The organism is Pseudomonas sp. LA5, from assembly GCF_028640825.1.
GTDB lineage: Bacteria > Pseudomonadota > Gammaproteobacteria > Pseudomonadales > Pseudomonadaceae > Chryseomonas > Chryseomonas aestiva.
Map to the genome: position 1 here is coordinate 60192 of NZ_JAQYZY010000060.1, position 16831 is coordinate 77022.

The following is a 16831-nucleotide window of genomic DNA, read 5'->3' on the forward strand; positions in this document are numbered from 1 at the left end:
AACCCCGCTCAGGCGGGGTTTTTGCTGCCAGATCAACCGAAAGATCCAGGAAAAAGGTAGGATGGGCGCCCCGAGCGCCGCCCCTTGCATGGGCCGACCTCTATCGGGCAACCTTGACAGCGATCCCAGGGTGCTGGCGAGGCGGAGAGGAAAAAGGATTAATGATTTGTCTGTCCTTTCCGATAAACCTAGGACATCTTTCCGTCTTCACAAGGACGCGGACCCTCGCATGAGTATTCACTCCGATGCTGCCGATGCCGCGGTAGCCGATCAGGCGGGCGCGCTCAGCGCTCCTGCCCGATTGGGCTTGCTGCGTTTCGAGCGTCTGAATGAAGCCTCCTGGGCGATGCTCTATCTCGATTCCCGCTGTGAAGCCAGCCTTGGCCTGCCTGCCCAGGCGCTGTGCTCGCTCATCGATGCCCCCTATGCCAGCCTGATGGAGCCCAGCGTCCGTCATCGCCTGCACGAAGACATCCAGCTGCAACTCGCCGAGCACGGCAGCTATCAGGTGCGCTACCTGTTCCACTCCCCTGCGGCTCCGTACCAGGTGGTCGAGGTGGGCGAAAGCCTGCAGCGCCATGGCCGCCCCCTGCTGCGCGGCTATCTGCTGCGAGTGATGAACGACGACGGCCTGGCCGGCGAATGGGAAGCCCACAACCTGGCCCTGCGCTCCACCCTGGCGCTCCTGCAGGACAGCCAGGACCACAGCCAGCAACGGCTGGGGATGGCCCAGGCGCGGCAGACCCTGCTGCTCGAACTGTCCCGGCTGGCTCTGCGCCAGGCACCGGTCGACGACGAACTGGTACAATTGCTGCGCGCCGAGGGCCCGGCCGCCTTTGCCGCGGACGAACTCAGCCTGTGGCGTTACGAGGGCAATGGCCTCGTCACCCTGTGCAAGGAAGAGCGCCTGCCAACGCTGTGCAGCGACCATCGGCGCCGGTTGCGCGAGCAGGGCGTGATCGAAGACGCCAGTCAGGTGCTGCACCCGCCCCATACCGGGGGCGGAACGGCGCTGGACGTGGCGCTGCTGCATGACAATCAGCTGATCGGTCTGCTCTGCCTGCGCCGGGACCACGCGGCCACCTGGGAAGCCGAGGACGTCGCCTTCGCCCGCAGCCTGGCCGAGTGCCTGGCCGCCCTCCTCCAGCAGCCGGAGCGCCTGCCCAAGGTCGCCCATCCCCTGACCCGGGTGATGGAGGCCAGCAACGATGCCTTCCTGCTGCTGGATGCCAGCGGTTGCCTGGAGCACGCCACCGACAGCTTCGCGCGGATCACCGGCTACCCCATCGGCAAGCTGCAGGGCCTGCACGTCGAATCCCTGCCAGCCCTGGAAAACTGGGGCGAGCTGCTCTACGAAGCCTGGCAGCGGTTGGCGCACCAGGACAGCTGGCAAGGCGAACTGCGCTGCTATCGTCGCGACGGCGAGACCTACTGGGGCCAGCTGTCGCTGTCCAAGATCCAGCAGCCCAATGGCGACCTGCAGGGCTATCTGGGCATCTTCCAGGACACCAGCAAGACCCGCTTCGCCCAGCAGCACAACGACGAACTGGTGTTTCGCGACAGCCTCACCGGGCTGGCCAACCGCAGCCACTTCATCGCCCGCCTGGAAGCGCGCCTGGAGCAGTCCAGTCCAAGCCGCGAACACTCGCTGCTGCTGGTGGACGTCGACAATTTCAAGAGAGTCAACGACAGCCTCGGTCATCGCATCGGCGACCAGTTGCTGGTGGGTCTGGCCCGGCGCCTGCGCAGCGCCCTGGGCAAGGGCGCACTGATCGCCCGCATCGCCAGCAACGAATTCGCCGTGCTGCTCGAAGGCATGGATGCGGTCGCCGCTGACAGCCTGGCCCGCGACACCCTGGTGGCCCTGGATCCGCCACTCTATGTGGAAGGCCACCCGACCCTGATCAGTTGCTCGATCGGCCTGACCACCGCGCGGCCGCACGAGACCGATCCGCAGACCCTGATCAAGCACGCCGGCCTCGCCCTGCACAGGGCCAAGGCTACCGGCGGCCATCAGGTCCAGGTGTTCACCGAGGCGCTGATCGCCGAAGCCAGCAACAAGCTGTTCGTGCAGAACAACCTGCGCCGAGCCCTGGAACAGAACGAACTGCTGGTGCACTACCAGCCCAAGGTCTGCCTGAAACGCGCCAAGCTGCTCGGCCTGGAAGCCCTGATCCGCTGGCAGCACCCGGAAAAGGGCATGATCCGCCCGGACCAGTTCATCAGCATCGCCGAGGAAACCGGGCTCATCGTGCCCATCGGCAAATGGGTCATCCGCGAGGTCTGCCGCCAGCTGCATCGCCTCGACGCCGCCGGCTTCGACGATCTGCAGATCGCCATCAACCTGTCGCCCAAGCAGTTCACCGATCCCGACCTGGTGCAGTCCTTCGTCACCATCCTCGACGAGGAGGGCATCGCGCCCAAGCGTCTGGAGCTGGAACTGACCGAAAGCCTCCTGCTGGATGCCACCGACGCCACCCGCAACACCCTCGAAGCCCTCAAGCGCCTGGGCATGAGCCTGGCGATGGATGACTTCGGCACCGGCTATTCGTCGCTCAGCTACTTGAAAAAATTCCCCATCGACGTCATCAAGATCGACAGGAGTTTCATCAAGGACATCCCGGACAACCAGGACGACATGGAAATCACCTCCGCGGTGATCGCCATGGCCCACAACCTGCGGCTGCAGGTGGTTGCCGAGGGCATCGAGACGACCGAACAGCTGGCTTTCCTGCGCCACCATCGCTGCGATATCGGCCAGGGCTATCTGTTCGACAAGCCCATCCCGGCCGATCAGCTCGACGCCGCCCTGGCGCGTTACCTGCCGACGCGCTGACCCGCCGCGCGGACTCGACCCCGCTGCTGCGATTTTGCGTACACTGAGCTTTTCGCCTGGCCCTTTCCCACGAGGTATCCCATGGTCCTGCGTTCCGAAATCCTGACCAAGAAGACTCATCTGCCCGCCGCCGAGCAGGCCCTGCCCGGCCGGGAGACGGCCATGGCCGTGCCCGCGGCCCACTATGTCAACGGCAATCCGTTGCAAGGCCCCTTCCCCACCGGTCTGCAGAGTCTGGTGGTGGGCATGGGCTGCTTCTGGGGCGTCGAGCGGCGCTTCTGGCAACAGCCAGGCGTCTGGACCACCGCGGCCGGCTATGCTGGCGGCCATACCCCCAATCCGACCTACGAAGAGGTGTGCTCCGGCCTGACCGGTCATACCGAGGTGGTGCTGGTGGTGTTCGATCCGGCCCAGACCTCGCTGGAGGCGCTGCTGAAGATCTTCTGGGAAGCCCACGATCCGACCCAGGGCATGCGCCAGGGCAACGACGTCGGCACCCAGTATCGCTCGGCGCTGTATTACACCGACGACAATCAGCAGGAAGCCTTCGAAGCCAGCCAGGCCGCCTTCCAGGCCCAACTGGCCGAGGCCGGTTATGGCGAGATCACCACCGAGATCGCCCCGCTGCCGCCCTTCTACTACGCCGAGGCCTATCACCAGCAGTATCTGGCGAAGAATCCCAACGGCTATTGCGGCCTGGCCGGCACCGGCGTCTGCCTGCCGCCCAGCCTGGCGGTCTGATCCCGAGCCGCTGCCGCGGCTCTCTTTGTCGGGCGTCGGCGGTAGAGCCGCCTCGATCCAACCTACGCCAACCTTTCCCGTAGGTTGGGTTGAGCGCAGCGAAGCCCAACAGCGCCGGCCCTCGCTATTCCGCGATCAGCCAGTCCAGCCGCCAGCTGCCTTCGCCCTGGGCCAGATGCTCGGCCAGCCAGGGCAGCAGGTCGCGCAACTCTTCCTCCAGGCCCCACGGCGGATTGACGATGGCCAACCCCGAGCCATTGAGCCGGGTGGCATCGTCCGCCGCGCGGATCAGCAATTCGACATTGAGCAGCTTGGGCGCGCCGCTGGCCTGCAGACCGGCATGAAAGCGTCGGAGCTGGCGGCGATCCTTGATCGGATACCAGAGCATGATCACCGTCTGGCGCATCCGGCCGATGGCCTCCGCGACCGCCTTGACGCAACGCTCCAGCTCGTCGGCCTTCTCGAAGGGCGGATCGATCAGCAGCAAGGCCCGGCGTTCGGGGACCGGCAGCAGCGCCCGCGGCAGCAGCCAGCCATCCTTCTGATGCACCGCGACCCGGCGATCGCGAGCCATGTTTTCCTTGAGCAGGCGGCCATCCTCCGGGTGCAGCTCGTTGAGCAGCAGGCGATCCTGGGGACGCAGGGCCTGGCGCATCAGCTCGGGCGAACCGGGGTAGTAGCGCAGCGCGCCGTCGGGATTGAGCGCCGCCACCGCCTCGCGATAACCGACGAAGGCCGCCGGCGCGGACTCCAGGGTCCACAGCCGTCCGATGCCTTCGCGCCATTCGTCGGTACGACTGGCCTGATCGCCGGCCAGGTCATAGCGACCGACGCCGGAATGGCTGTCCAGATAGGCGAAGGGCGTCTCCTTGCGCGCCAGCAGCGCGGCCAGGCGCAACAGGGTGGCGTGCTTGAAGACATCGGCGTGATTGCCGGCGTGGAAGGCGTGTCGGTAATTCATGGGATACTCCAGCGTCAGCCCTACAGTGTACCGTCTTCCTCGGACGCCAGCGGCGTCGCGCTTTGACACCCCGGCCACCCAGCGGGTTAAATCCCCAGGTTCTTCAATTCTTTACCCCAGGAGTCACGCTTGGACGCTGTCACCATCAACAGCTTGTTCTTGATCGGTGCGGTGCTGATCGGCCTGTCGATTCTGGTCAGCTCGATTTCCTCGCGGGTCGGCATCCCGATTCTGGTGATCTTCCTGGTGGTTGGCATGTTCGCCGGCATCGACGGTCCCGGTCACATCGCCTTCGACAACTATCCGATGGCCTACCTGGTGGGCAACCTGGCGCTGGCGGTGATCCTGCTCGACGGCGGCATGCGCACCCGGGTGTCGAGCTTTCGCGTGGCGCTCTGGCCGGCGCTGTCGCTGGCCACCGTGGGGGTGATGATCACCACCGGCCTGACCGGGGTCGCCGCCGCCTGGCTGTTCGATCTCAGCCTGCTGCAGGGCCTGCTGATCGGCGCCATCGTCGGCTCCACCGACGCTGCGGCGGTGTTTTCCCTGCTCGGCGGCCGGGGCCTCAACGAACGGGTCACCGCCAGTCTGGAAATCGAATCGGGCAGCAACGATCCCATGGCGGTGTTTCTCACCGTCACCCTGATCGAGATGCTCGCCAGCGGCCAGAGCGGCTTTTCCTGGAGCCTGCTCGGGCATTTCGTCAGCGAATTCGCCATCGGCGGGGTGATCGGCCTGGGTGGCGGCTGGCTGCTGCTGCAGCTGATCAATCGCATCCACCTCGCCGACGGCCTCTATCCGCTACTGGCCATCAGCGGTGGCCTGCTGATCTTCGCCCTGACCAACACCGCCCATGGCAGTGGCATCCTCGCGGTCTACCTGGCCGGTCTGCTGATGGGCAATCTGCCGATCCGCAGTCGCCACGGCATGCTGCACATGCTCGACGGCATGGCCTGGCTGGCGCAGATCGGCATGTTCCTGGTGCTGGGCCTGCTGGTGGAGCCGCACAACCTGCTGCCCATCGCCCTGCCCGCCCTCGGCCTTGCCCTGTGGATGATCCTGGTCGCCCGCCCGCTGTCGGTGGCCATCGGCCTGCTGCCCTTCCGCGCCTTCCACGACCGCGAAAAGGCCTTTATCGCCTGGGTCGGGCTGCGTGGCGCGGTCCCGATCATCCTGGCGGTGTTCCCGATGATGGCCGGGCTGCCCCAGGCCCAGCTGTTCTTCAACGTGGCCTTCTTCATCGTGCTGGTGTCGCTGCTGGTGCAGGGCTCCAGCCTGCCGCTGGCCGCCAAGCTGCTCAAGGTGACGGTGCCACCGGAGCCGGCGCCCTTCTCCCGCGCCGGCCTGCAGGTCCATCCGACCAGCGAATGGGAGCTGTTCATCTATCGCCTGGGCGCCGAGAAATGGTGCATCGGCGCCGCCCTGCGCGAGCTGAAGATGCCCGAAGGCACCCGTATCGCCGCGCTGTTCCGCGGCGAGACCCTGCTCCACCCCTCCGGCAGTACCACCCTGGAAGCCGGCGACATCCTCTGTGTGGTCGGCCACGAGCACGATCTGCCGGCCCTCGGCCGGCTGTTCAGCCAGGCACCGCAGCAGACCCAGAGATTCTTCGGCGACTTCGTCCTGGAAGCCGACGCCGAACTCAGCGCCGTGGCCGCGCTGTACGGCCTGCAACTAGGCGAGGTGGACGGCAACCAGCGCCTCGGCAGCTTCATCACCCACGAGATCGGCGGCGAACCCATCGTCGGCGACCTGGTGGAATGGAATGGCCTGGTCTGGATCGTCGCGGCCATCGAGAACAAGCGCGTGCGCAAGGTCGGCGTGAAGTTTCCCGAAGGCCGCAGCAGCGGGCCCGCGCTCTTTCTTTAACGGTGGATGAACAGGGTTCGCGCCCTGGAAAGCGCTATCTTGCGCCCATGGCAGCCTGGCTTTAACCTCGCGCCTTTCCACTGCCCGACGCCCGCCGCATGCACCGCCTGTCCGCTCTGCTTCGCGCCGCCGCTCTCTGCGGTTGCCTGTTCACCCTTCCCGCCGTGGCTCAGGATTCCGGGCCGCCGGATGCCCAGCAGGTGCAGCAGAATCTGACCGGGCTGGCCGATCGCAAGCTGCCCGCCCCCGAGCAGAGCGCCGCCCAGGACAGTCTGCAGCAGACCCTCAAGCTGCTCGATCAGCGTGACCAGTACGTCAAGCAGCTGGCCGATCTGCGCCAGCAGCTGGCCCAGGCGCCGCAGCAGATCAAGGATGCCCAGCGGCAACTGGCGCGACTGCGCGCCGAGCCGATCAAACCGGCCGAACAGCGCTATGCCGGCGCCACGCCCCAGGCCCTGGAGCAACGTCTGAGCGAGACCAGCCTGGCGCTCAACAGCGTGCAGGACGACCTCAATGCGGCCAACAGTCTGGTGATCAATGCCCAGACCCGTCCCGAACGCGCCCAGGTGGACATTGCCAATCTGCAGACGCGCCTGCAGCAGATCGCCGATCTGCTCAAGAACGGGCGCGAGAACGCCAAGCCAATTACGCCCGAGCGACGCGGTCAGTTGCTGGCGGAACAGGCGGCCGCCAATGCGCAGATCCAGCTGCTGCGCCAGGAACTGGGCGGCAACAGCGTGCTGCAGGATCTGGGGGCCATCCGCCGCGAACTCTTCACCGAACAGGTCAAGCGCTACGAGCAGGAGACCCTGGACCTGCAGACGCTGATCAGCGGCAAGCGCCGCCAGCAATCGGAAAAGACCCTGGCCGAAGCCTCCCGCGAATCGGAAAAGACCGCCGGGGACGATGTGCTGTCCCAGGAGACCGGGCTCAATCTGCAGCTGTCGGACTACCTGCTGCGCGCCACCGATCGCCTCAACGACCTCAACCGCCGCAATCTCGAGTCGCGTCAGCAGCTGGACCAGCTCAAGCAGACCACCGAGAACATGGAGCAGCAGATCGGCGTGCTCAAGGGCAGCGTGCTGCTGTCCAAGCTGCTCTACCAGCAGCGGGCGGCACTGCCCTCGGTCAAGGTCAACAAGGACCTCACCGACGACATCGCCGATCTGCGCCTCTATCAGTTCGAACTCAATCAGCAGCGCGCCCAGATCGCCAATCCGGAAGGCTACGTCGACAATCTGCTGGCCCAGCAGCCGCCGGAAAAGGCCACCCCGCAGCTGCGTCAGCAACTGCTCGACCTGCTCAAGACCCGCAGCGAACTGCAGGAGCGCCTCAACACCGAACTCAATGCCCTGCTCAGCGAATCCATCGATCTGCAGCTCAACCAGAACCAGCTGCGCAGCACCATCACCAGCCTGCGCGGCACCCTCGACGAGCAGATGTTCTGGATTCCCAGCAACAAGCCGCTGGACTGGAACTGGGTCAAGACCGCGCCGCGCAAGCTGCTGCAGCAGCTGCGCGACGTGCCCTGGGGCTCCAGCCTGCATGAACTCTATGTCGGCCTGGCCGAGCGCCCGCTGCTGCTGCTGCCGCTGGTGCTGGCCTTCGCCACCCTGATCTGGCAGCGCCCGCGCCTCTATGGCCGGGTCCACAAGCTCAACCAGGACATCGGCCACTATCAGCGCGACAGCCAGTTGCACACGCCCCAGGCGATCCTGCTCACCATCCTGCTGGGCCTGCCGGCAAGCCTGGTGCTCTGGCTGGGCGGCGTGGCCTTGGAAGGTGACGAACGCGGGGTCAACGCCGCCATCGGCGCGGCCCTGCTGGAGATCGCCGCCGGCTGGCTGGTGTTCTACACGGTGTATCGCCTGCTGGCCTCCGGTGGCGTGGCCGAGACCCATTTCCGCTGGGCCCGGCCCCAGGCGCAATCGTTGCGCCGGCTGGTCAGACGGGTAGGGCTGCTGGCCCTGGCGCTGATGGCGGTGGTGGCCATCGCCGAGCGCCAGCTGGCTGGCCTCGCCGATGACGTCCTCGGCATCCTCATCGTGCTGGTCGCCTATGCCAGCCTGGCCTGGATGCTCGGTCGCTCCCTGCTCAATGCCACCGCCCGCGAGCGCCTGCCGTTCTTTCGCCTGCTGCTCGGCCTGATGATCACCGCCATTCCGGCCGTGCTGTTCTTCGCCGTGCTCTTTGGCTACTACTACACGGCGCTCAAGCTCACCGATCGCCTGGTGGACACCCTCTATGTGCTGATGGCCTGGATCATCCTCGAAGCCACCCTGGCCCGTGGCCTGAGCGTGGCCGCGCGGCGCCTGGCCTACCAGCGCGCCATCCAGAAGCGGCAGGCGCAGCAGGAGGACGCCGAGGGCGTCGAGGTGGTGCAGGAGCCGACCCTGGACATGGAACAGGTCAACCAGCAGTCCTCGCGGCTGTTGCGCCTGACCCTGCTGCTGGCCTTCCTCGGCGTCCTCTACCTGGTCTGGGCCGATGTGGTGGCGGTGTTCTCCTACCTGGACAACGTCACCCTCTACCAGTACACCAGCGGCACCGGCGCCGCCGCCACCCAGGTCCCCCTGACGCTGCGGGTGTTCATCATCGCCCTGGTGATCGCCGGCCTCACCGTCGCCCTGGCGCGCAACCTGCCCGGCCTGCTGGAGGTGCTGGTGCTGTCACGCCTGAATCTGGCCCAGGGCAGCGCCTACGCCACCACCACCCTGCTGTCCTATGTCATCGTCGGCTTCGGCACCGTGACCACCCTGGCGACCCTGGGGGTGAGCTGGGACAAGCTGCAGTGGCTGGCCACCGCCCTTTCGGTCGGTCTGGGTTTCGGTCTGCAGGAGATCTTCGGTAACTTCATCTCCGGTCTGATCATCCTCTTCGAGCGCCCGGTGCGCGTCGGCGATCTCATCACCATCGGCAACGTGACCGGCACGGTGAACAAGATCCGCATCCGCGCCACCCATATCACCGACGCCGATCGCAAGTCGGTGGTGGTGCCGAACAAGACCTTCGTCACCAGCCAGCTGATCAACTGGACGCTGACCGACACCGTTACCCGCATCGTGCTGACCTTCGGGGTCAATCGCGGCAGCGACCTGGCCCAGGCGCAACAGCTGATCATGCAGGCGGTAAAGGAGAATACTCGCGTCCTGCACGACCCCGAACCCTCGCTGTTCGTCACCCACTATGGCGCCACCACCCTCGATCACGAATTGCGCATCTATGTCCGGGAACTGGGCGATCGCAGCGCCGCCACCGACGAGCTGATTCGCCGGGTCGACCAGCTGCTGCGCGAGGCCGGCATCAACCTGCTGTCGACGCCGCAGATGGAAATCACCCTAAAGAATCGCCACGGAGCGGAGAAACAACTGGGCAAAAAGCCTCTCCTACCTGAAGGGGATGCCCAGCAGGAGGCCGAGGGTCCCAAGCCATCCAAGGCCTGACGGCCCCCAAGAGCCTGTCCATAATTTGCTGCGCGTCGGCCAAACTGCGTTGAAAATGGCTTCGGAATGCTCATTTACCACTCGTAAACTCGAGCGCGAGTCCGATCCGCTTCCTCCGCCGTTTTCGCCTTATTTGGCTCTAGCTCGCGAGATTATGAACAGGCTCTACAGCCCCTGGGATACCCATGAAACAGCTGCTCGACCTGACCTTCGACAACAGATTCGCCCGCCTGGGCGATGACTTCTCCACCCATATCGACCCCCGGCCGCTGGACGATCCGCGGCTGGTGGTCGCCTCGCCGGCAGCGATGGCGCTGCTGGACCTGGACCCGGCAGTGGCCGAGACGCCCGAATTCACCCAGGTGTTCGCCGGGGCCCAGCTCTGGGACAGCGCCGAACCCCGGGCCATGGTCTATTCCGGCCATCAGTTCGGCTCCTACAACCCCCGCCTCGGCGATGGCCGTGGCCTGCTGCTGGGCGAGGCGGTCAACGACCGCGGCGAACACTGGGACCTGCACCTCAAGGGCGCCGGCCTTACACCCTTCTCGCGCATGGGTGACGGCCGCGCCGTGCTGCGCTCCTCCATCCGCGAATTCCTCGCTTCCGAGGCCCTGCACGCCCTGGGCATCCCCACCACCCGGGCGTTGTGCGTGATCGGCTCCGCCACCCAGGTGGTGCGCGAGCGACTGGAAACCGGTGCCACCCTGCTGCGTATGGCGCCCAGCCACGTGCGCTTCGGCCATTTCGAATACTTCTACTACACCCGCCAGCATCAGCTGCTGGAGCAGCTGGGCGAGCATGTGCTGGCCGCGCACTTCCCCGAATTGCTGACGACGCCTGAGCCCTGGGCCGCGCTGTTCCGCGAGGTGGTGGAGCGCAACGCCCGGCTGATCGCCCACTGGCAGGCCTATGGCTTCTGCCACGGGGTGATGAACACCGACAATTTCTCGATCCTGGGGCTCACCTTCGATTTCGGCCCCTTCGCCTTTCTCGACGACTTCGACGCCCAGTTCATCTGCAATCACTCCGATCACACCGGGCGCTATTCCTACAGCAACCAGGTGCCCATTGCCCACTGGAACCTGGCGGCCCTGGCCCAGGCGCTGACGCCCAAGGTGGCGGTGGAGACGCTGCAGGAGAGCATCGCCCTCTTCCTGCCGCTGTACCAGGCGCACTATCTCGACCTGATGCGCCGTCGGCTGGGTTTGCAGGACGCGCGGGAAGAAGACCAGGAACTGGTCGAGCGCCTGCTGGCCCTTATGCAGCAGGGCGGCGTGGACTATCACCTGTTCTTCCGTCACCTGGGCGAAGACGAACCTGCCGCGGCGTTGGCCCGGGTGCGCGAGGACTTCATCGACCTGCGCGGTTTCGACGACTGGGGCCAGGCCTATCGCGCGCGCCTGGAGGCCGAAGGCGGTACCGCAGCCGACCGCACCGCACGCATGAATGCGGTCAATCCGCTGTATGTGCTGCGCAATTACCTGGCCCAGCAGGCCATCGAGCAGGCCGAAGCGGGCGACTACCGCGAGGTGCGCCTGCTGCACGAGGTGCTGTCACGCCCCTTCGAGGCCCAGCCGGGACGCGAGCGCTTCGCCCAGCGGCCGCCGGATTGGGGCAAGCACCTGGAGATCAGCTGCTCGTCCTGAGAGCCTATTTATAACCTGCTGCGCGTCGGCCAAACTGCGTTGAAAAGGCTCTGGAAGGCCAGCCCCGTCGAAATGCTCATTTACCACTCGTAAACTCGCACGCGAGCCCGGTCCGCTTCCTCAAGCCTTTTCGTGGGGCCGCCCAGGCCTTGTTTGCTTCTAGCTCGCGAGATTATAAAAAGGCTCTGAGAGCTGACCGTATCTAGGCGCCGTTGACCTGGAAGACGTGCCGCAGATAATGCAGGAAGTCCGGCTCGCCGCCCTGGGCCTTGCCCGGGGCGTCGGAGATCTTGGCCACCGGCTGGCCGTTGCAGCGACTCATCTTAAGCACCATGTTCATCGGCTGCACCCCGGGGATGTCGCAGGTGAAGTGGGTGCCGATACCGAAGCTCACGTTGATCCGCTCGCGCAGGGCGCGAAACAGCGCCAGGGCCTTTTCCAGGTTGAGCGAGTCGGAGAACACCAGGGTCTTGGTCAGGGGATCTATGCCCAGCTGCTGGTAGTGGGCGATGGCCTTTTCCGCCCACTGCAGGGGATCGCCGCTGTCGTGCCGCAGGCCGTCGAACAGCTTGGCGAAGTAGAGATCGAAATCGCGCAGGAAGGCATCCATGGTGATGGTGTCGGTCAGGGCGATACCGAGCTGACCGCGATACTCGCGCACCCAGCAGTCGAGGGCGGAGATCTGGCTGTCGATCAGTCGCGGCCCCAGTTGCTGGTGCGCCATCAGCCACTCGTGGGCCATGGTGCCCAGGGGCGCGACATCCAGCTTCCAGGCCAGGTGCACATTGCTGGTGCCAACGAAGCGACCGGGGAAGTCGTCCCTCAGGCTGCGCACCACCATCTCCTGCACCCCATAGGAGAAACGCCGCCGGGTGCCGAAGTCGGCCATCTTGAACTCGGCCAGTTCATCGGCGCCCGCCTCTCGTGCCAGCCAGTCGAACTTGCGATAGAGCTGATCCTGCGCCACCTGCAGCGGCAGATCGGCATGGCGTTGGCGATTGCGCACCTCGCTGATCAGCGCCAGGATCGGCACCTCGAACAGGATCAGGTGCAGCCAGGGACCTTTCAGGGTCAGGGTGAAGCGCCCTTCTTCCTCGCCCAGGAACACATAGGACGGATTGAAGCGAAATAGCCGCAGGAAGCGGATGAAGTCCGGGGTGATGAAGGGGATGCGCTCGAGAAAGGCCAGCTGACCGTCGCTGATGGCGACATCGGCGAGGGCATCGATCTCGGCCTGGATGGCCGCGTGATAGGGCCGCAGGTCTTCGTCGTTGCGGCAGCGAAAGGCCCACTCGACTTCCGCATTGGGATAGTTGTGCAGGACGGCCTGCATCATGGTGAGCTTGTAGAAGTCGGTGTCCAGCAGGCTTTGCACGGCCTGCTCGGAAAAACTATCGGCCATCATCGGCGGGGGCTCGGCAGCTAGAAGTCAGACGACAGGATGCCCAACTTGCCGAGGAAGCGAAAGGCGCTTGACCGCCCGAGGGCCTAGCGGTTGTGGGTCTGGGTCATGCCGAAGAGAAACAGCAGCAGGTCCTGGCTACCCGTGCTGGAGGTGGTCAGGCTGCGAGCCACCGGCGTCTGGCAATACTCGAGGCCTTCACTGCCGACCACCACCGCCGCCGGCCGCAGCCAGCTCGCATAGGCCAATGTGGTGACCCCACAGAAAGCCGCGATCAGCAAACCTCGAGTAATTTGTGAAGTCATGGCTCTAACCCTCTGATCTTCCGTCCCAACGCCTGTTGGTAAACGTAGAGGAGAGTTCGCCATTGCGCAGCATTCCACGACGAATGGCGGCGTAATTGCAGCATATCCCGACGGGCGGCCGTGTCTATACCGATGCGCTGGCGACATTTCTCCAGATCGAGCAGGGCGACGGAGAATTCCTTGCCCTGAGGGCCGACTCGTTCGGCCACGAAGATGTGCTTGGGATAGAGGCAACCGTGTTGCCAGCGGTGCCGATGCATGCGCGCCAGCACCTCGCCCAGGGTGGTCAGGAAACGCTCGTGCTCGGCTTCGCTGAGAGACTGGCCGCCACCTTCGGCGTACCACTGATCGAGGTCCTGATAGCCTTCCAGAGCGGCGCTCACCAGCAGCGCGCGCCAGCCGCCCTGGGCATGCCGGGCATCGCAGAACAGTAGTTCGGGAACCTGAATGCCCAGGTCGCGAAAGGCGATCAGCGCATCGCGCTCGCGCAGAGCGGTGGGACGTCCCAGGGGATGACGCAGGCTGCGATAGAGATGGCCGACCTGGCGCTTGACGTAGGCCAGGGTACCGTCGGGCAGCTGCAGGCGCTGAACACCGCTTTCGCCACCGCGGCGGACGTTGGGGGCTTCCACCCAGTCACCCGCGGTGTTCCACCAGCGATCGAAACGCTCTTCGCCTTGCGTTACGGCTCCCATCAGCTGCCTCTCTTATTCTAGATAGCTTCAATTGGCCTTGCGCAGGACATAGACCCGCCACATGGCATAGCCCGGCAGGAAATCCAGAGCGCGGTCGACGACGAAGCCGGCCTGGGCGACCTCCGCCTCGAACTGGCTGCGCTCGACGATGAATCTGTTCTGATAACCGCCACGGTCGCGGCCCTGGGCCTTGCGACGGCGCTCCAGCGCCTGACGCCGCCAGGCCTTGAAGTTGCCATCCACCCACAACGACAGGATGACACTGTCGCGGGTCACCCGGTGGAACTCCTGCAGCAGTGCCAGTCGGTCCGCCGATTCGCCCACATGGTGAAACAAGCGCATACAGAAAATGCAATCTACAGAATTGTCGGACAGGTCGATAGCGAAAGCCGACGTCTGTAGCGTCTTCACTCGGGCCACGACGTCCGCCGGCTGCTGATCGCGGGCGGTGGCCAGCATGTTTTCCGAGTAATCGGCACCGATGATCAGGCGATTGCGCTTTTCCGCCAGCAGCGGCCAGAAGCGCCCTGCCCCACTGGGCAGATCCAGCACCAGATTGGGTTGGCCGGCGATGCTCAGGGCCTGCCGCGCCAGTTGCTGGTCGCGCCAGTTGGACAGACGCCGGGCCAGACCGTCCTGATGCTTCAGGTAATACTGGCGGGCGTGGTCGGCGTCGTACTTTTGCGAAAAGGGCAGGTCGATGGGCGCTTTCACGGAGGCGGCTCCTGAGGGAGTGGAGAAGTGCCGCCACCCTATCCGGGCCCCTGTCAAACCCCGGTCAAGCCTTTGTGAAATTTCTGTAACCTCAGTCCGCTAGTCTGTCGGTGCCGAGTGCTATCTCGAAGCGGCAACCGCCCGCCGTGCTTTCACCCAGGGTCACGTGCCAGCCCTGCAGCTGGCAGATCCTGCGCACCAGCGACAAGCCCAGCCCGAGGCCCTCGCCGCGCCCCTCCGCGCCCCGCACGAAGGGCTGGAACATCGCCTCGCGCTGCTCCTCGGGGATGCCGACGCCGCTGTCTTCCACCACGAAGCCGTCCGTCCCGACATGCAGGCCGATGTAACCCCGCTCGGTGTAATGCAGCGCATTGCGCAACAGATTGCTCATTACCGAGCGCAGAAAGGGCTCGTGCCAGAGCGCCTGGTCAGCCCCCGGCGCCACGCTCAGCCGCCACTGCAGGCCCTTGGCTTCCACCGCCGCCTGCCACTCCTGCGTTTGCCGCCGCGCCACGTCGGCCAGGGTGGCCCGCGGGGCCTGGGTGTCGTTGTCGCCCTGGTTGCGCGCCAGGGCCAGAAAGGTCTGCACCAGTTCCTGCATCTCCCGCGCCGCACGGGTCATCCGTTCCAGCGGACCCTTCGCCCGCGCTGGCAGATCCGGCGTGGCCTCGAGCAATTCGCAGGAGGAATTGATCACCATCAGCGGAGTACGCAATTCGTGGCTGACGTCACTGGTGAACAGCCGTTCCCGGGCCAGGGCAGCACGCAGGCGCTCCAGGGCATCATCGAAGGCCCCGGCCAGCTCGCCGACCTCGTCCTTGGCGTAGTCCGGCGCCAGGGGCGGGGTTACATCGAGCAACTGGTCACGCCGGCGCACCTGACGCGCCAACCGTACGACCGGGGCGATCACCCGCCGCGCCAGGGCCCAGCCCAGCAGCCAGGCCAGGGCCACGCTGATCAGGAAGCCGACCAGCACCACCTTGTAGAGCAGGCGTTCGCGCGCCTCGAAATCGCTCTGGTTCTGCAGCAGGACGAAGTGATTGCCCTCCAGCTCGGCCACATAGGCATAGAAGTACTGTTGATCCTCCTCCACTTCACTGAAGCCGGCCGGCAGCTCGCGCAGGTGCGCTGGCAGCTGTGCCACCTCGGTGAGAGGCACGAAATACAGGCGCATGTCCGGGTCCAGCACCGGCTGGCCGCCGCGCTTCATGTCGCGCTGCACCATGCGCTCCAGTTCATTGTGCAGATCGGTGGAGATCAGGCGTTCCTCGACGGTATGCACCGCGGCGACGATCCCCAGGGCAAAGACGCCACCCACCAGAAAGGTCATCAGCACGAAGGCGATGACGATCCGTCGCGACAGGCTCAGGTGATATTCCATGGCTAGTCCTGCTCGACCAGTTTGTAGCCCACGCCGTGAATGGTGCGCAGCAGCGGCTGCTCGAAGGGCTTGTCGATCACCTGGCGCAACTGGTGGACGTGGCTGCGGAGGCTGTCGCTGTCAGGGTAGTCCTCGCCCCATACCGCTTCCTCCAGCACCTCGCGCCGCACCACGTGGGGCGACTTCTGCATCAGCAGGGCGAGAATCTTGAGGCCGATGGGATTGAGCTTGAGCGCCTTGCCGGCGCGACTGACCTCCAGGGTGTCGAGGTCATAGCTGAGATCGGCGACCTGCAGCTGCCGCCGCCCGCCGCCCTTGGCCCGGCGCATGACCGCCTCGACGCGGGCGGCCAGTTCGGACAGGGCGAAGGGCTTGACCAGATAGTCGTCGGCGCCGGAGCGAAAGCCTTCCAGACGATCGTCGAGTTGATCGCGGGCGGTGAGCATGATCACCGGGGTGTCGCGGCGGGCATCCTGGCGCAGCCGCTGGCAGAGGGTGTAGCCATCGATGCCGGGCAGCATGATGTCGAGGATCAGCAGGTCATAGTGCTCGGTCGCGGCCAGGTGCAGGCCCGACAGCCCATCCTGGGCGCAATCCACGCTGTAGCCCTTGAGACTGAGGTAGTCCAGCAGATTGCTGAGGATGTCGCGGTTGTCTTCCACCACCAGGATACGCATGTCGCTGACCTCTTGCCCGAGCCCACCGCGGGCCTCGTTGTCGTCTGTTCGGCACAGAGCCTAACCGGCCCCGGCGGCCTCGACCAGCGCGGGCGGGCCGGCGACCGGCCATAAAAAACCCCGGTGTCCGCGAGGAGCACCGGGGTTGGGCTCGGCCCGGG

At 65.5% G+C, this 16831-nt stretch carries 12 protein-coding genes; 5 read left to right on the forward strand and 7 right to left on the reverse strand.

All coding sequences use genetic code 11. From position 1 onward, the window contains the following. Nucleotides 1–229 precede the first annotated feature (229 nt). On the forward strand, nucleotides 230–2836 hold the full coding sequence (locus PVZ72_RS22790) for a putative bifunctional diguanylate cyclase/phosphodiesterase (RefSeq protein ID WP_187978462.1): 2607 nt from the start codon (nucleotides 230–232) through the stop codon (nucleotides 2834–2836). 81 nt (nucleotides 2837–2917) lie between these two features. Beyond that, nucleotides 2918–3577, forward strand: coding sequence for a peptide-methionine (S)-S-oxide reductase MsrA (gene msrA, locus PVZ72_RS22795; protein WP_187978461.1), 660 nt, complete (start codon nucleotides 2918–2920; stop codon nucleotides 3575–3577). A 124-nt stretch (nucleotides 3578–3701) separates the two neighbouring features. Here msrA and PVZ72_RS22800 read toward each other — a convergent pair whose 3' ends face one another. After that, nucleotides 3702–4538: a 23S rRNA (adenine(2030)-N(6))-methyltransferase RlmJ gene (locus PVZ72_RS22800; protein ID WP_273863081.1), complete on the reverse strand. Its 837-nt coding sequence runs from the start codon at nucleotides 4536–4538 to the stop codon at nucleotides 3702–3704. A 129-nt stretch (nucleotides 4539–4667) separates the two neighbouring features. Between PVZ72_RS22800 and PVZ72_RS22805 the strand changes: the two genes are divergently transcribed. From PVZ72_RS22805 to selO, 3 genes are all read left to right on the forward strand, one after another. After that, nucleotides 4668–6407, forward strand: a complete 1740-nt coding sequence (locus PVZ72_RS22805; protein ID WP_133862997.1) for a potassium/proton antiporter — start codon at nucleotides 4668–4670, stop codon at nucleotides 6405–6407. 98 nt (nucleotides 6408–6505) lie between these two features. Next, nucleotides 6506–9850, forward strand: a complete 3345-nt coding sequence (gene mscK / locus PVZ72_RS22810; protein ID WP_273863082.1) for a mechanosensitive channel MscK — start codon at nucleotides 6506–6508, stop codon at nucleotides 9848–9850. 185 nt (nucleotides 9851–10035) lie between these two features. Next, nucleotides 10036–11496: a protein adenylyltransferase SelO gene (gene selO, locus PVZ72_RS22815; RefSeq protein ID WP_273863083.1), complete on the forward strand. Its 1461-nt coding sequence runs from the start codon at nucleotides 10036–10038 to the stop codon at nucleotides 11494–11496. Nucleotides 11497–11698: 202 nt separating this feature from the next. Here the strand turns inward: selO and pncB are convergent, their stop codons facing one another. The 6 genes from pncB to PVZ72_RS22845 all read right to left on the reverse strand — a co-directional run bounded on the left by pncB (nucleotide 11699) and on the right by PVZ72_RS22845 (nucleotide 16670). Continuing rightward, nucleotides 11699–12901 (reverse strand): nicotinate phosphoribosyltransferase, encoded by a 1203-nt coding sequence (gene pncB / locus PVZ72_RS22820; protein WP_187978459.1) that lies wholly within the window; start codon nucleotides 12899–12901, stop codon nucleotides 11699–11701. A gap of 83 nt (nucleotides 12902–12984) precedes the next feature. Beyond that, on the reverse strand, nucleotides 12985–13203 hold the full coding sequence (locus PVZ72_RS22825) for a hypothetical protein (protein WP_178083940.1): 219 nt from the start codon (nucleotides 13201–13203) through the stop codon (nucleotides 12985–12987). Continuing rightward, nucleotides 13200–13898 (reverse strand): lipopolysaccharide kinase InaA family protein, encoded by a 699-nt coding sequence (locus tag PVZ72_RS22830; protein WP_133863001.1) that lies wholly within the window; start codon nucleotides 13896–13898, stop codon nucleotides 13200–13202. The genes PVZ72_RS22825 and PVZ72_RS22830 overlap by 4 nt, the downstream gene beginning before the upstream one ends. Before the next feature lie 27 nt (nucleotides 13899–13925). Beyond that, complete coding sequence (locus tag PVZ72_RS22835) at nucleotides 13926–14612, reverse strand: class I SAM-dependent methyltransferase (protein WP_133863002.1); 687 nt, start codon at nucleotides 14610–14612, stop codon at nucleotides 13926–13928. Nucleotides 14613–14703: 91 nt separating this feature from the next. Beyond that, nucleotides 14704–15993 (reverse strand): sensor histidine kinase, encoded by a 1290-nt coding sequence (locus tag PVZ72_RS22840; RefSeq protein WP_273863084.1) that lies wholly within the window; start codon nucleotides 15991–15993, stop codon nucleotides 14704–14706. Nucleotides 15994–15995: 2 nt separating this feature from the next. Then, the gene (locus PVZ72_RS22845; RefSeq protein WP_187978456.1) at nucleotides 15996–16670 is read right to left on the reverse strand and encodes a response regulator transcription factor; all 675 of its coding nucleotides are present in this window, start codon (nucleotides 16668–16670) and stop codon (nucleotides 15996–15998) included. Nucleotides 16671–16831 lie beyond the last annotated feature (161 nt).

Coding starts and splice junctions, on each gene's coding strand:
- PVZ72_RS22790 (WP_187978462.1), top strand. CDS start 230: ATGAGTATTCACTCCGATGCTGCCGATGCCGCGGTAGCCGATCAGGCG.
- msrA (WP_187978461.1), top strand. CDS start 2,918: ATGGTCCTGCGTTCCGAAATCCTGACCAAGAAGACTCATCTGCCCGCC.
- PVZ72_RS22800 (WP_273863081.1), bottom strand. CDS start 4,538: ATGAATTACCGACACGCCTTCCACGCCGGCAATCACGCCGATGTCTTC.
- mscK (WP_273863082.1), top strand. CDS start 6,506: ATGCACCGCCTGTCCGCTCTGCTTCGCGCCGCCGCTCTCTGCGGTTGC.
- selO (WP_273863083.1), top strand. CDS start 10,036: ATGAAACAGCTGCTCGACCTGACCTTCGACAACAGATTCGCCCGCCTG.
- pncB (WP_187978459.1), bottom strand. CDS start 12,901: ATGATGGCCGATAGTTTTTCCGAGCAGGCCGTGCAAAGCCTGCTGGAC.
- PVZ72_RS22825 (WP_178083940.1), bottom strand. CDS start 13,203: ATGACTTCACAAATTACTCGAGGTTTGCTGATCGCGGCTTTCTGTGGG.
- PVZ72_RS22830 (WP_133863001.1), bottom strand. CDS start 13,898: ATGGGAGCCGTAACGCAAGGCGAAGAGCGTTTCGATCGCTGGTGGAAC.
- PVZ72_RS22840 (WP_273863084.1), bottom strand. CDS start 15,993: ATGGAATATCACCTGAGCCTGTCGCGACGGATCGTCATCGCCTTCGTG.
- PVZ72_RS22845 (WP_187978456.1), bottom strand. CDS start 16,670: ATGCGTATCCTGGTGGTGGAAGACAACCGCGACATCCTCAGCAATCTG.